The 12,219-nt window shown below is 63.8% G+C and carries 19 protein-coding genes and 1 pseudogene; 12 read left to right on the top strand and 8 right to left on the bottom strand.

Features of this window, described 5'->3' with window-relative positions:
* Positions 1-142 precede the first annotated feature (142 nt).
* Positions 143-652 carry a DUF4142 domain-containing protein gene (locus A3M7_RS0124270; RefSeq protein ID WP_027546231.1) on the bottom strand — a complete coding sequence of 170 codons (510 nt, stop codon included), beginning with the start codon at positions 650-652 and terminating at the stop codon, positions 143-145.
* A gap of 95 nt (positions 653-747) precedes the next feature.
* Here A3M7_RS0124270 and A3M7_RS0124265 point away from each other — a divergent pair, with 95 nt between their 5' ends.
* The 3 genes from A3M7_RS0124265 to A3M7_RS0124260 all read left to right on the top strand — a co-directional run bounded on the left by A3M7_RS0124265 (position 748) and on the right by A3M7_RS0124260 (position 1,509).
* Positions 748-942, top strand: coding sequence for a hypothetical protein (locus A3M7_RS0124265; RefSeq protein WP_027546230.1), 195 nt, complete (start codon positions 748-750; stop codon positions 940-942).
* Positions 943-1,059: 117 nt separating this feature from the next.
* Complete coding sequence (locus A3M7_RS51065; RefSeq protein WP_256374878.1) at positions 1,060-1,191, top strand: hypothetical protein; 132 nt, start codon at positions 1,060-1,062, stop codon at positions 1,189-1,191.
* 96 nt (positions 1,192-1,287) lie between these two features.
* A complete protein-coding gene (locus A3M7_RS0124260; RefSeq protein ID WP_027546229.1) occupies positions 1,288-1,509 on the top strand; it encodes a hypothetical protein in 222 nt (73 codons plus the stop codon).
* Positions 1,510-1,650: 141 nt separating this feature from the next.
* Here the strand turns inward: A3M7_RS0124260 and A3M7_RS0124255 are convergent, their stop codons facing one another.
* Positions 1,651-1,911 carry a hypothetical protein gene (locus tag A3M7_RS0124255; RefSeq protein WP_027546228.1) on the bottom strand — a complete coding sequence of 87 codons (261 nt, stop codon included), beginning with the start codon at positions 1,909-1,911 and terminating at the stop codon, positions 1,651-1,653.
* A gap of 173 nt (positions 1,912-2,084) precedes the next feature.
* On the opposite strand from A3M7_RS0124255, the gene A3M7_RS49820 reads away from it, so the two are divergent.
* Positions 2,085-2,243, top strand: coding sequence for a hypothetical protein (locus A3M7_RS49820; protein ID WP_167771294.1), 159 nt, complete (start codon positions 2,085-2,087; stop codon positions 2,241-2,243).
* Complete coding sequence (locus A3M7_RS0124250; protein WP_027546227.1) at positions 2,227-2,418, top strand: hypothetical protein; 192 nt, start codon at positions 2,227-2,229, stop codon at positions 2,416-2,418. The genes A3M7_RS49820 and A3M7_RS0124250 overlap by 17 nt, the downstream gene beginning before the upstream one ends.
* A gap of 190 nt (positions 2,419-2,608) precedes the next feature.
* Here A3M7_RS0124250 and A3M7_RS0124245 read toward each other — a convergent pair whose 3' ends face one another.
* Positions 2,609-2,836, bottom strand: coding sequence for a hypothetical protein (locus A3M7_RS0124245; RefSeq protein WP_027546226.1), 228 nt, complete (start codon positions 2,834-2,836; stop codon positions 2,609-2,611).
* A 92-nt stretch (positions 2,837-2,928) separates the two neighbouring features.
* On the opposite strand from A3M7_RS0124245, the pseudogene A3M7_RS47085 reads away from it, so the two are divergent.
* Positions 2,929-3,030 (top strand): annotated as a pseudogene (locus A3M7_RS47085) (PRC-barrel domain containing protein); the annotation flags it as partial.
* Between the two features lie 303 nt (positions 3,031-3,333).
* Here A3M7_RS47085 and A3M7_RS0124235 read toward each other — a convergent pair.
* Positions 3,334-3,798 carry a helix-turn-helix domain-containing protein gene (locus A3M7_RS0124235; RefSeq protein ID WP_027546225.1) on the bottom strand — a complete coding sequence of 155 codons (465 nt, stop codon included), beginning with the start codon at positions 3,796-3,798 and terminating at the stop codon, positions 3,334-3,336.
* A 159-nt stretch (positions 3,799-3,957) separates the two neighbouring features.
* Between A3M7_RS0124235 and A3M7_RS0124230 the strand changes: the two genes are divergently transcribed.
* The 5 genes from A3M7_RS0124230 (at position 3,958) to A3M7_RS0124210 (ending at position 9,098) form a co-directional block, all read left to right on the top strand.
* Positions 3,958-4,695, top strand: a complete 738-nt coding sequence (locus tag A3M7_RS0124230) for an SDR family oxidoreductase (RefSeq protein ID WP_027546224.1) — start codon at positions 3,958-3,960, stop codon at positions 4,693-4,695.
* 62 nt (positions 4,696-4,757) lie between these two features.
* Complete coding sequence (locus A3M7_RS0124225; protein ID WP_027546223.1) at positions 4,758-5,759, top strand: nitronate monooxygenase family protein; 1,002 nt, start codon at positions 4,758-4,760, stop codon at positions 5,757-5,759.
* Positions 5,760-5,869: 110 nt separating this feature from the next.
* On the top strand, positions 5,870-6,289 hold the full coding sequence (locus A3M7_RS0124220; protein ID WP_027546222.1) for a hypothetical protein: 420 nt from the start codon (positions 5,870-5,872) through the stop codon (positions 6,287-6,289).
* 153 nt (positions 6,290-6,442) lie between these two features.
* Positions 6,443-8,008: an alkaline phosphatase gene (locus tag A3M7_RS0124215; protein WP_027546221.1), complete on the top strand. Its 1,566-nt coding sequence runs from the start codon at positions 6,443-6,445 to the stop codon at positions 8,006-8,008.
* 271 nt (positions 8,009-8,279) lie between these two features.
* Positions 8,280-9,098, top strand: coding sequence for an aldo/keto reductase (locus tag A3M7_RS0124210; RefSeq protein ID WP_027546220.1), 819 nt, complete (start codon positions 8,280-8,282; stop codon positions 9,096-9,098).
* Between the two features lie 66 nt (positions 9,099-9,164).
* Here the strand turns inward: A3M7_RS0124210 and A3M7_RS0124205 are convergent, their stop codons facing one another.
* Together A3M7_RS0124205 and A3M7_RS0124200 are read right to left on the bottom strand one after the other, a co-directional pair.
* Positions 9,165-9,389, bottom strand: coding sequence for a hypothetical protein (locus A3M7_RS0124205; protein ID WP_027546219.1), 225 nt, complete (start codon positions 9,387-9,389; stop codon positions 9,165-9,167).
* A 95-nt stretch (positions 9,390-9,484) separates the two neighbouring features.
* Positions 9,485-9,925 carry a hypothetical protein gene (locus A3M7_RS0124200; protein WP_027546218.1) on the bottom strand — a complete coding sequence of 147 codons (441 nt, stop codon included), beginning with the start codon at positions 9,923-9,925 and terminating at the stop codon, positions 9,485-9,487.
* 170 nt (positions 9,926-10,095) lie between these two features.
* Between A3M7_RS0124200 and A3M7_RS0124195 the strand changes: the two genes are divergently transcribed.
* Positions 10,096-10,368 carry a helix-turn-helix domain-containing protein gene (locus A3M7_RS0124195; protein ID WP_027546217.1) on the top strand — a complete coding sequence of 91 codons (273 nt, stop codon included), beginning with the start codon at positions 10,096-10,098 and terminating at the stop codon, positions 10,366-10,368.
* Between the two features lie 7 nt (positions 10,369-10,375).
* On the opposite strand, the gene A3M7_RS0124190 is transcribed toward A3M7_RS0124195, so the two are convergent.
* Together A3M7_RS0124190 and A3M7_RS0124185 are read right to left on the bottom strand one after the other, a co-directional pair.
* Positions 10,376-11,608, bottom strand: coding sequence for a PLP-dependent aminotransferase family protein (locus A3M7_RS0124190; RefSeq protein WP_027546216.1), 1,233 nt, complete (start codon positions 11,606-11,608; stop codon positions 10,376-10,378).
* 89 nt (positions 11,609-11,697) lie between these two features.
* Positions 11,698-12,219 carry a DUF3124 domain-containing protein gene (locus A3M7_RS0124185; RefSeq protein WP_027546215.1) on the bottom strand — a complete coding sequence of 174 codons (522 nt, stop codon included), beginning with the start codon at positions 12,217-12,219 and terminating at the stop codon, positions 11,698-11,700.

Genomic DNA, 12,219 nt, shown 5'->3' with positions numbered 1-12,219 from the left:
CGACCGCAACAACGACGATAAAGGCGATTAGTTCCAACCGGTTCCAAAGAATTTTGGACTGATTCGCCGTCCTTGCGGCCACGTCCATGCCAGGCGGGCGGGCACCGCGGGCGGGGCGGCCGCCCGGCGGACGAACGGGGGACTATTTGTCTGCCATCGTCCGCTCCGCATCCTTCACCTGCGAACGCAGCACCGGCAGTTGGTCGCGGGCAAAGGCGGCAAGGACGGCATTGTCGGGAGCTTTCAGATAGTGCTCGAGCAGGGCGATGGTGGATTCATATTCGGGGATCTGCGCGGCGTAGAAGGTTCGCACAAAGGCTGGTCCCTCCGAATTGTCGGGTTCGCCGAGGCTTGCGCTCGCCGTTGTCTTACCGACGCGCGGCTCGGCGCCGAGCGCCTGTTGAATGTCCTTCAAGACCTTGTCGCGCTTCGCCGCTTCCTCGGCGCGCAGGACGGCGAGGTTTTTCACCTCCGCATTGCCCTTCAGATCGGTGCTTTCGAGAAGACCCTGCTGGAAGCGGCTGAACGCGTAGAGGCCGTTGATGACGTCGCTCGCCGTCGGCGTGCGGTCGCCCGGCCTTCGCTCGCCGGTGCTGTCGGCAAGCACTGCGGTGCTGATGAACATCAGGATGATCGCGACAAGAACTCGCATCGATATCAATGACGGATGGCATGCAAAGTTCCGCGAACGTTACGATCCGGTAAGGGGCGGTTGCGACGCGACAGTTCCGTCCCTACGTCTGATTCATGAAACAGTCCGACATCTTCAGAGACAACGCCGACAACTGCCTGCAGCTCGCCGAGCGAGCGGAAGGAAAGCCTGCCCATAAGCGCTATTCGCGCATGGCGGACGCCTGGACCGCGCTCGCGACAGAACAGGACTGGCTCGATGGCGAAATTCCGCCCGTAACGGTCCGTACCTCCCACAGGCAGGATGCATAGGCGCTCTCGTTCTCGTGAATCGGAGTGTGAGAGTGCGCACGGAATGCAAGCGTCAATCCAGGATCATTCGGGAACAGTCAATCGCGTTGATTTTCGATTCCAGAAGGAGATTTTGCAATGGCTCCACGTCTTGCTCTTCTTTCGCTCATTCTCGCTTTTGGCGTCTCGGTAGCGTTCGCGACGGTGACGACGGTGCGGCAGGTGCATCTGGAAAATGCATCGGCCCCGATCCATGCGGCGCATAGCTAGCGCCGCGGCCTCTCGTCTGAACCGGAACATTCGACGCGCCGGCGCGTAAGCGCTTCGGGACATCTGGCAGGACAACTGGAGAGGCGAGTGGACATCATGGCGCATTCCGACCACGGTATTGTCAGGGACAAGCGCGCGGAGGATCAACCGCGCGACAAGCAGCGCGCGCAGACCGCGCACAAGACGGGCTCGCACAAGACAGGCTCAAGGGGCTCGCCGTCGCGTGAGGCGACCCGCGATCCCAAGCTCAACGACAACAACAAGACGCCGGGATCGGGCGTGATGCCGGACGATTCCGGCGACGCCCCGACGGGCTAGTTCTCGCAAGGAACGATTCCCTGCACGAAGAGTCGACGGATTGCTTTCGGTTGTCATGCCCCCGGTGCGCCGGAAGCAATCTCCAAGGACGGCCCTGGCACCCACTGTGCCGGGGTCGTTTTGTTTGCGAGGCTGCTGAAATCAATCCTCGGCGTCGTTCTCGGATTTTCCCGGCGTGTGTCCGTCTGGCCCCCGGCCAAATACACCAAACTCGCTTGATTTGACGCCCGTTGACGGGTCGATGCTCGTCTCGATGCCCGCGGCTGCGAGTCCGAACTTGAGCAGCTCGCGGACTGCCGCGGCACGCGTTGGCATGCGGTGCTTGAACCGGAAATCATCCACTGCGGCCAGCTCTTCCGGCGAAAGCATGACTTGGAGCCGCTCGTCGCGAAGGTCGTTCATGGTCAATCACGCAAATTGAGCAAGATGAGTAATTTGCTAAACCAGCCAATTTGCCGAGAGTTCCACAGGAGTCCCAAAAAGCGTCGGTTGAGCAATATAGTCTAAATAAATCAATAGGTTAATTGAAACTATTCGCGCGGAGACGCATTCTCATAGGGAAAGGGAGATCCGCCATGACGGACGAGGTCAGGTTACCCCGCAAGCTTTCCGAGGAACGCGAAGCACCAAGGCCGGTGCGTCCAAGCCATCAGAAGGTCATTGAGCAGGTCGAGCGCTGGGCCAACAGCCCGGGCCTGCAACCCCCGAGGACGGACGATGCGAAGACGGTCTGAGCCCCACACATTCGAGCAACGCCTCGACGCGCAGCGGCTGCGGCTCGAGCATGAGCTTGCGAGCTTGCCGGTCGGCGTTCAGCGCGATTCCGTTGCCGCGCGCATCGAGCAGCTTCAGACCGCGGCCGAGATGTTTGAATTCCTGATGCCCCGGGAAGCTCTGGCGCCTCGCTGACGGCGGCCAGCGTCAGGACGTTGAGCATCGGGAGACGATGCGCAGCTTTTGCCTCAGCCACCAGATCGACACCGAGACCGCGGCCCGGGTTGCGACGGCTGCGACGGAGCGTACAAGCCGGCGCGGCGCCGGCGGCAGGCCGGCTGCCGAGCCGCGAGCTGCACAGCGCCGGAGCCGATGTTCCAAGCGGCTAGTCGGCCGGATTGCGGCCGGTGCGCGGATTGATGGGGTCGGTCGGCTTGCGCCGCAATCGCTCCGGCAGGAACGGTTCTTCCGGCGAGGCCGACGGCGCTGACCGTACGTCGGCATGATGCTGCGCGCGCTCATGCGGTGTCTGGGTGGAGTTGATGTGCCGCTTCACGTCGAGCCCGTCGACGGGATCGTTGACGCCGTGCTGGATGTCGCGAAAGTCGCTCATGGTTCATGTCCTCTGAGGACTCAGAGAACCCCTCGTTTCCAGCGATGTTCCTGATAAGTCGCCGACCCCGCTTTGGAACGATCACCATCGAGCTGCAAGGCGCGCCGAAATATGGCGAGCAGAGCGATTGGAACTGGGGTGACGATGCGGCGGTGCGCGGCATCAACTCCTACTATGGCGTTCCCTTCGCGTAGGCTCCGCACCTGAGGAGATCCAATGAGCAAGGAAAAGCCCACCGACGATCCCCGACAGCAGAACGATTGGGGATCGCACGCCCAGACGGACAAGCCCTGGAAGGGCAATCCGGGAAGGAGCAGCGATCGGGCGAGGCGAAGCCCGATCTGGAAAAGTGGCAAACCACCAAGACGCACTGACCAAGGTGCGCCGAGGCTGAAAGTATCACGAACGAAGATTGCGGCATCGGCACCGCGGTTTCGCCCGCGATCGTCAGCCGTGCCGACGATCCACGGCGGCGATGCTGCGCGCGTCAGCGCCACTCACCCCACCGCTTCCCTCCGCCCCGGCCCCGCATGCACATGCACCTGCTTCGCATGCAGCACCTCGCCGCATTCCGAGCACACCATCACCGGGTCGAACAGCTTGCCGCAAGTCTTGTGCTCATGCAGCAGCGGGCGACCGCGCTCGTCGCCCATGTGGGCGTCGCCCCAATGCACCATCGCCATGATGATCGGGTAGAGGTCGAGACCCTTCTGCGTCAGGATATATTCGTAGCGCTTGGGCGCCTCGGAATAGGGGACGCGGCGCAGGATGCCGAAGCGGACCAGCTTCTTCAGCCGTTCCGACAGAAGATGCCTGGTGATCTGGAGCGAGGACTGAAATCCCTCGAACCGTCGCACGCGCAAAAAGCATTCGCGCAGGATCAGAAGCGTCCAGCGATCGCCGACCACGGCGACGGTACGGGAGAGCGAGCAGGGCTCTTCGTCCAGCGTGTCCCACTTCATGATCCGGTCTCCGGCGCGGCTCAGTAAGTCAGAAAAAGGAACTGACTTGAATGATCAATGCAATTTGTCCTTGAAGCTAGCATCCTGCCTCGCGATTTGACAGTTCTATTTTAGAACTATAGCCTTCGCTTCAAACACTGCGCACCTGAGGAGGCGACCTTGCCCAAGCGAAACGCGACAGCCGCCGTGATCGGGGCCGGCGATTTCATCGGCTCCGAGATTGCCAAGAAATTCGCAGCCGAGGGTTTTTCGGTCTTCGCCGGACGCCGCAACGGCGACAAACTGGCGCCGCTGGTGAAGGACATCGAGGCTGCCGGCGGCGAAATCCACGCGCGCTCGCTCGATGCGCGGAAAGAGGAAGAGGTCATCTCTTTCCTCGACGATGCCGACAAGCACGCACCGCTGGAAGTCTGCATCTTCAACGTCGGTGCCAACGTCAATTTCCCGATCCTCGACACCACCGAGCGCGTGTTCCGGAAGGTGTGGGAGATGGCCTGCTATTCCGGCTTCCTCGCAGGCCGGGAAGCGGCGCGGCTGATGCTTCCGCGCGGCGGCGGCAATATCTTCTTCACCGGCGCCACGGCCTCCTTGCGTGGCGGCAGCGGCTTTGCCGCGTTCGCCAGCGCCAAATTCGGCCTGCGCGCGGTGGCGCAGGCGATGGCGCGCGAGCTTGGGCCGAAGAACATCCACGTCGCCCATCTCATCATCGATTCCGGCGTTGATACCGAATGGGTGCGGCAGCGCCGTCTCGAGGCGCTCGGCCCGAACGCGCTGGATAATCCCGACCTGCTGATGCCGCCGTCGGCGGTGGCCGATTCCTATTGGCAGCTCTATCAGCAGCCGAAGAGCGCCTGGACCTTCGAAATGGAGATCCGGCCCTTCGGAGAGAAATGGTGACCGCGGCACGAGCCTGCGGCTAGACTGTTCCCATACAAACCGAAATCCGGGAGGAAGCCTGCGTGAAGACCGCGATCACCGAACTGTTCGGCATCGAGCACCCCATCATCCAGGGCGGCATGCATTTCGTCGGCTTTGCCGAGCTGGCCGCCGCCGTCTCCAATGCCGGCGGGCTCGGCATCATCACGGGTCTCACGCAGAAGACGCCGGAGCTGCTGGCAAAAGAGATCGCGCGCTGCCGCGACATGACCGACAAGCCGTTCGGCGTGAACCTCACCTTTCTGCCGGCCTTCTCGGCACCGCCTTATCCCGAATACATCGCGGCCATTGTCGAAGGTGGCGTCAAGTCAGTGGAGACTGCAGGCCGTAGCCCGGAACAGTATATGCCGGCGCTGAAGGCGGCCGGCATCAAGGTGATCCACAAATGCACCTCGGTCCGCCATTCCCTGAAGGCCGAGCGCATCGGCTGCGACGCCGTCAGCGTCGACGGCTTTGAGTGCGGCGGCCATCCCGGTGAGGACGACATTCCGAACATGATCCTGCTTCCGCGGGCAGCGGAGGAATTGAAGATCCCGTTCGTCGCCTCCGGCGGCATGGCCGACGGGCGCAGCCTCGTCGCGGCGCTGTCGCTGGGCGCGGCCGGCATGAACATGGGCACGCGCTTCATCGCGACCAAGGAAGCGCCGGTGCATCAGAACGTGAAAAATGCGCTGGTCGCCGCGACCGAGCTCGACACCCGTCTGATCATGCGGAGCTTGCGCAATACCGAACGCGTCCTGAAGAACGCCAATGTCGATCGTCTGCTCGACATCGAGCGCGCGAAGGGCGACAAGCTGACCATCGACGACATCCACGACCAGGTCGCGGGCGTATATCCCAGGATCATGCTGGACGGAGAGATGGACGCGGGCGCCTGGAGCTGCGGCATGGTCGCGGGCCTCATCCGCGATATCCCCTCCTGCAAGGAACTGGTCGATCGCATTATGAATGAGGCGGAACAGATCATCCGCAGCCGCCTGATGGGGTTCCTGGACGGGACGGGGGCGACGCGAAAGGTCGCCTGAACACCGCCAAACTTCTTAACCACGGCGGCACTTGAACGCTGGAATTGCGCGCGACGCTTCCTAAATAGGGGTAAATTACCCCTTTGATAAATCAATTTCAGGAGGCGTCCGTGGTCCTGAAGAGCGCTCATTTTGCTGTCGCCGTTGCCCTCGTGCTGGCATGGGGCGGCGTCGCGCGCGCTGATGACTACAAGCCTGATGAATATCTCGGTCTCGATCTGTCCAAGGCGGTGTTGTCGCCGAAGCGGCTCGGGCCGGAGACGCGGTTCGCACCGGTCGCACTCGAGGCCCGCGGCGGCAGCGAGGCGCAGGCCCGCGCCGAGCCCGTGGACGTGCCGAAGAAGGTTGCCGCCGAACGCGTGCATGTGTCGGAGCCGAAGGTCGCGCGCGTCAAGCCCGCGCAGCCGCGCGGTGCGGCCCGAACCAAGCTCGCGCATCGCCACGGCAATCCGCTGGATGCGCAGGCGAGGGATACCCGCATCCAGACCTGGCCGTGCCGCTCCGGCGGCATCTGCAACTGGCAGCGCTGAGTCTTCGCCCTCCCCGTAAGAACGGGGAGAGGGAGTAGACCATCGACCGTCATCCCCACGTCGTAAAACCGTCGGCGCGGAGTCAAGAAACCGTAAGGGTAGGAGTCAAGGAGCGCAGGCACCTTCCGTCGCGATTCGACGAAGGTCTCCTGAATGGCAACGCTCCGCGCCCCGCGCGCATGGACCCGGCGGCAATTCCTGGTCCGCTCCACCTCCGGCCTCGCCTTGGCCGCGCTCGCAAAGCCATCCATCAGCCGTGCCGCCGACCGCCCGCGGATCGCCGGCGGCATCCAGTCCGGCGACGTCTCGGACGGCTCCGCCGTGATCTGGGCGCGCGCCGACCGGGCCGCGCGCATGCAGGTGGAATGCTCCACCGTCGAGAGTTTCAAGACCATCATCGCGGCGGCCTCGAGCGACGCGTTGCCCGACGCCGACTTCACCTCGAAGCTGCTGCTGAGCGATCTGCCGCCCGGACAGGACATCGTCTATCGCGTCCGCTTCGACGACATCGCAACCGGCATCGCGGGCGAAAGCCGCGTCGGCCATTTCCGCACTGCGCCGGCCGCAGGCCAATCGATCTCGTTCCTGTGGTCCGGCGATACCGCGGGGCAGGGCTGGGGCATCGACGTCTCGCGCGGCGGCTATCGCAGCTATCGCACCATGCTCGACAACCGCCCTGACTTCTTCATTCACTCCGGTGACCACATCTACGCCGACTGCACTGTACCATCCGAACAGAAGCTGCCGAACGGCGAGACCTGGCGCAACATTGTCACGGAAGAAAAATCCGAGGTCGCGCACACGCTGGCGCAGTTCCGCGGCAACTACAAATACAATCATCTCGACGCGCATTTTCGCGATTTCCACGCGAACGTGCCGATGTTTGCGCAGTGGGACGATCACGAGGTCAGCAACGACTGGTCACCGTCCGGCAGCTATGACGAGGCTGGCTATGAGGACGACGGCACGCCGCGCCTGGTCGCGCGCGCCCGCCGCGCCTTCTTCGACTTCATGCCGATCCGTGACGTCGGCGCACGGCAGGGGCGGGTCTATCGCAAGATCGCTTATGGACCGCTGCTCGACGTCTTCATGGTCGACATGCGCAGCTTTCGCGATGACAGCTGGAACAAGGGCAACGACCATCGCGGCTGGATCCTCGGCGCCGAGCAGCTGGCCTGGCTGAAGCGGGAACTCGCTGCCTCGCGCGCGACCTGGAAGGTGATCGCGGCCGACCTGCCGATCGGCCTGATCAGCCTCGATGCGGTCGCGCTCGGTAATGGGCCGCCCGATAGACGCGAGCACGAGATCGCCGATCTGCTCAGCTCCATCAGGCGCGCCGGCGTGCGCAACGTCGTCTGGCTCACCGCCGACATGCACTACACCGCCGCGCATTACTACGATCCGAACAGGGCGCAATTCCAGGATTTCGAGCCGTTCTGGGAGTTCGTCTCCGGCCCGCTGCATGCCGGCACCTGGGGTCCGGGCGAGCTCGACGACACTTTTGGTCCGGTCGCGATGTACCAGAACGGCTGCAGCGAGGCGCAGGGCGAGAACCTCGCGCCCTGCTTCGGATTGCAGTTCTTCGGCCGCGTCGATATCGATGGCGTGACCGGCGTGATGACCGTGACGCTGAAGGACGTGGACAACCGCGACCTCTGGTCGGTCGACATCGTGCCGCAGTCGCAGGCGCGCCCGACCGTGGTCGCGCAGCATTCGTGAGGCCGGTTCGTCATGCCCGGGCTTGCCGTCTTCGCTGAAGCTTCGCCGGCCCAACACCGAATGCCCGGCGAAGCCTTGGCGGAGCCGGGTCAAGCCCGGCCATGACGTTGGGGAGGCACTCAGTGCGCCGACGCTAACCCGATCTTGATTGGCCGCCCCGCTTCCCCCGCGCTATACTGTCCGCTCCCGCCACCTCTTTTCCATCACCGAAGAGTCTGCCCTCGCGGCCCCACCGTGTGTTCGGCGGCTGAAATACGTCAGGAGTTGACCCATGGATCATCTGAAGACACAGGGCATCAGCATGCCCAAGCTCGGCCTCGGCACCTTCCGCATGCAGGGCGATGCCTGCCGTGCCGCGGTCGAGAGCGCGCTGTCGGTCGGCTATCGCCACATCGACACGGCTGAAATGTATGCCAACGAAGAACCGATCGGCGCCGCACTCGCCGCGGCCCGGCTGCCGCGCGGCGAGTTGCACGTCACGACGAAGGTCTGGCACGAGAATTTGGCGCCGGATGCGATCCGGCGGGCCTTCGACGCCAGCCTGACCAAACTCCGGCTCGACCATGTCGATCTCTATCTCGTGCACTGGCCGTCCAAGTCCGCGAACTGGGGCGCGGTGTTCGAGACCTTGATGAAGCTGAAGGAGGAGGGGCGCACGCGGGCGATTGGCGTCGCCAATTTCACCACGGCGCTGCTCAAGATCGCGGTCGAGGACATCAGGGCGCCGATCGCCTGCAACCAGATCGAATATCACGCGATGCTCGATCAATCGAAGGTGCTGGCCTATCTCAATGCGAGGTCGATCCCGCTGGTCGCCTATTGCCCGCTGGCGCAGGGACGCGTTGCCTCCGATCCGGTGCTGGCGGAGATCGGCACCAAGCACAACGCGACCGCTGCGCAGGTTGCGTTGAAATGGCTGCTCGACCAGGGCGGCGTCGCGGCGATCCCGAAGGCCTCGCGCCGCGAGAGTCAGCAGGCCAATCTCGACGCGCTGAAGATCACGCTCGACGATGCCGACCGCAAGAAGATCGCCGCGCTGCCGAAGGACAGGCGCTGCGTCAATCCCGGCTTTGCACCGGCATGGGACTGACCAAGCGCATGTCGCGAACACAAAGAAATGGCCCCGCAAGGGGCCATTTCCATGTTGCGTTGCGCGTTAGTCCCAATGGTGGTGATGGCCGCCACGCTTGATCACGACGACGTTGTCGCGATGGTGCCAGCCGCGATGCCAGCCATGATCGCGATGCTCGCGGAATTCGGCGCGCGCGCCGTAAGGGCCGTGATGATCGCGCTTGATCACCACCGTCTCCGCACTCGCCAGCGTCGGCGCCGCGATGACGAGCGCACCGAGAGCTGCAACCATATAACCAAGCTTCTTCATGATGTCCTCCTCCAATCCAATGCAGATGAGAACGGCGCGTGCGTGCGAACGTTCCGGAAGAACTGGCAGAGAATTCTGAACGGATGTTCAGATGCTCAATCGCAGCGTTGCTGCGCAGGTGTCGGCGCGCCCGTGGCGACGTATTTGCTGTCCCTGATCGTGTACGCGCCGCGCTCGCTGCGATTGTAGATCGCGCGCAGGCTGCCGTCCTTGGCCAGCAGCAGCCCGAACTCGCGGGTCTGATGCAGCGATGGAAAGTACACCATCACATTGAGCAGGCCCTCGGCGTTGACCGTGGCGGACACGACCTCGTTCTCGTCCTTGGCCTCGCCGAAATTGCGCCGGTATATCACCCGGCCGTCCTTCTGGATTTCGTAAGTCAGGAGCGCCCCCTTGTCGCGGTCGGGCCGGGCCGCACAATCGACCGCCCATGAGCCGAGCAGGCCCCATTGTTCGACCGTCGCCGCAAGCGTCTCGGCACTGGCCGTGGACGTGAACGCGACCCACACCACCGCAGCCGTGGTCAAGCGGCTCATACAACGCGTCATGTCCCGAAAAGCCCCACCTCGAAGAATTCCAAAGTGTAGCATCCCGCCCGCCGTCGTCCACGGCAGCCGCCGATCGCGCGCGAATTTGATCCGCGTCAATGAGGCCGGCCGCTTCCAGGCTAGGATGGCGCTTCCCGAAGGCGAACGTGGATAGACCAATGCTGAATCAAGTCATGGATTTTGCGGGCGAAGTGCTGCCGGGCAGCTGTGCCGTGCCGCCTTATTCGGAGACCGCGTTTCTGGCCGAGCTGGGCGACCGCTTGAGGTCCTCGCGCATGCGCTGCGACCTGTCGCGCCGGGAGCTGGCCCGCCGCTCCGGGATTTCCGAGCGCTATATCGCACAGATCGAGGCCGGCAAGGGCAACGTCTCGATCGTCCTGTTGCTGCGGCTGGCCTCCGCGATCCACGGCAGCCAGCCCCAGGCGGCTTGATGAGGCGTTAAGCCCGCTTCTCCACATTGGCGCTGCGGGCCGGCACGCCGAACTCCCTGCGGCAGACCTCGGCCAGCACAGCGACGCCCTCGCGGATCTGCTGATGCGAGGGGCTGGCAAAGCACAGCCTGAGGCGTGAGCTGGAATGGCCCTTGTTGGTCGACCATTCCGGCCCCGGATTGATCGAGACACCGGCAGCAAGCGCGGCCTGGTACAGCTTCAGCGTATCGACCTGGTCGGGCAGCTTCACCCACAGGAAGATGCCGCCCTTGGGCTCTTCGAACTCCGCTGCCGTCCCGAACTGCTCATTGAGGGCTTCCATCAGCGTATCGAGCTTGGTGCGCAGCACCTTCGTCAGGGCCGGCACGTGGCTTGCGAAATGCGGCTTGCAATAGGCCGCCAGCACCATCTGCTCCAGCGCGCCGGAGCCGGCGTCCGTCTTCAGCGACAGCATCCGCGACATCACATCCCAGGGCGCGACGACGAAGCCGACGCGCAGCGCCGGCGCGATCGATTTCGAGAACGAGCCGATATGGATCACGCCGCCGTTCGGGCTCATCGCGTAGATCGCCGGCGGCCGCCGTCCCGACCAGACGAGATCGGCATAGCAGTCGTCCTCGAAGATCGGCACGCCATACTCGGCGGCGAGCCGCACCAGCTCGGCGCGGCGGCTCTCCGGCATGATGCTGCCGGTCGGGTTCTGCACCGTGGGGATGGTGTAGATGTATTTTGGGCGGATGCCGCGGCTCTTCAGGTCGGCCAGCGTCGTGGCCAACAGGTCCATGCGCATGCCGTCCGCATCGAGCGGAATGCCGACGACGTTGACGCCGAGCCGTGCCAGGCGGTTCAGCGAGCCCTGATAGCTGTCCTGCTCGAAGATCACGGTATCGCCGCGGGCGAGCAGCGTATTGTTGACGAGGTCGAGCGCCTGGAGCGAGCCGGAGACGATCAGGAGATCGTCGACCGTGCAGTTGATGCCGGCATCGCGCTTCAGTTTTGTCACCAGGAATTCGCGCAAGGGCAGGTAGCCTTGCGGCCCGTGCGCCAGACCGTAAGTGGCGAGCGATCGGCCCTCGCGTTGCAGGGCGAGGTTGGCCGCCGCGATCAGCTCGTCCAGCGGCACCTGCTCGGAATCATTGTTGCCGCCGACGAAGCTGTATTTGGCAAGGCCCGTCCAGCGCGCGGAAGGGGCCGGCAGCCCTGCGGGAAACAGGGGCGCGAAATCGAAGCTGGACGTCATGGGAGCGTTCCTCGTTTTGTTCTTGTTGAGCGACCGGCTTTGCGCCGGCCTGCTTTACGTCTTGCTGGCCGTCCGGGTCGGGCGACCCTCTACTTCTTTGTGGCCGTCCGGGTCGGACGTCCCTGGCTGATGAAAGCGTAATGCGCATTGGCGACGCCGCCAACCATCAAGGCCTCGACCACCGGCTCGGCGATCTCGCCGGTTGCCGCCCAGTCGACGAGGAAATTTGCTCCGGTCCCGCCGCGCACGTCGTCGGTCGGAATGAAGATCGAGACGGTGGCGAGGGGCCTCAAGGCCACCGGCGCCTTCAGATAGCTTTCGACCTGCTTGCCTGCAGTGTCGAAATAGGCGATGCGTTTGACCACCAGTGGCTGGGTCTCGGAGGCGTTGTGAACGCTCAATGTCACCGAGAAATCGACGCGCAGCTTGCCCTGGCTCATCGCGACGCTGGAATAGGCCGGCACATAGAACCCGCCGGCGACGGCCAGTTCCTCCTTCGGCAGCGCGGTGAGCGAATCGGCAAAGTTTTGTTCGATATTGACCTTGGATTGGGCCGCGGCCGGCAAAGCGGACGCGCCTAGCAGGGCTATCAACCAGAGCACGATCCGCAT

This window comes from Bradyrhizobium sp. WSM2254, from assembly GCF_000472645.1.
In the GTDB taxonomy this organism is placed as follows: domain Bacteria; phylum Pseudomonadota; class Alphaproteobacteria; order Rhizobiales; family Xanthobacteraceae; genus Bradyrhizobium; species Bradyrhizobium niftali.
This window is presented reverse-complemented; position numbering and strand designations above follow the sequence as displayed.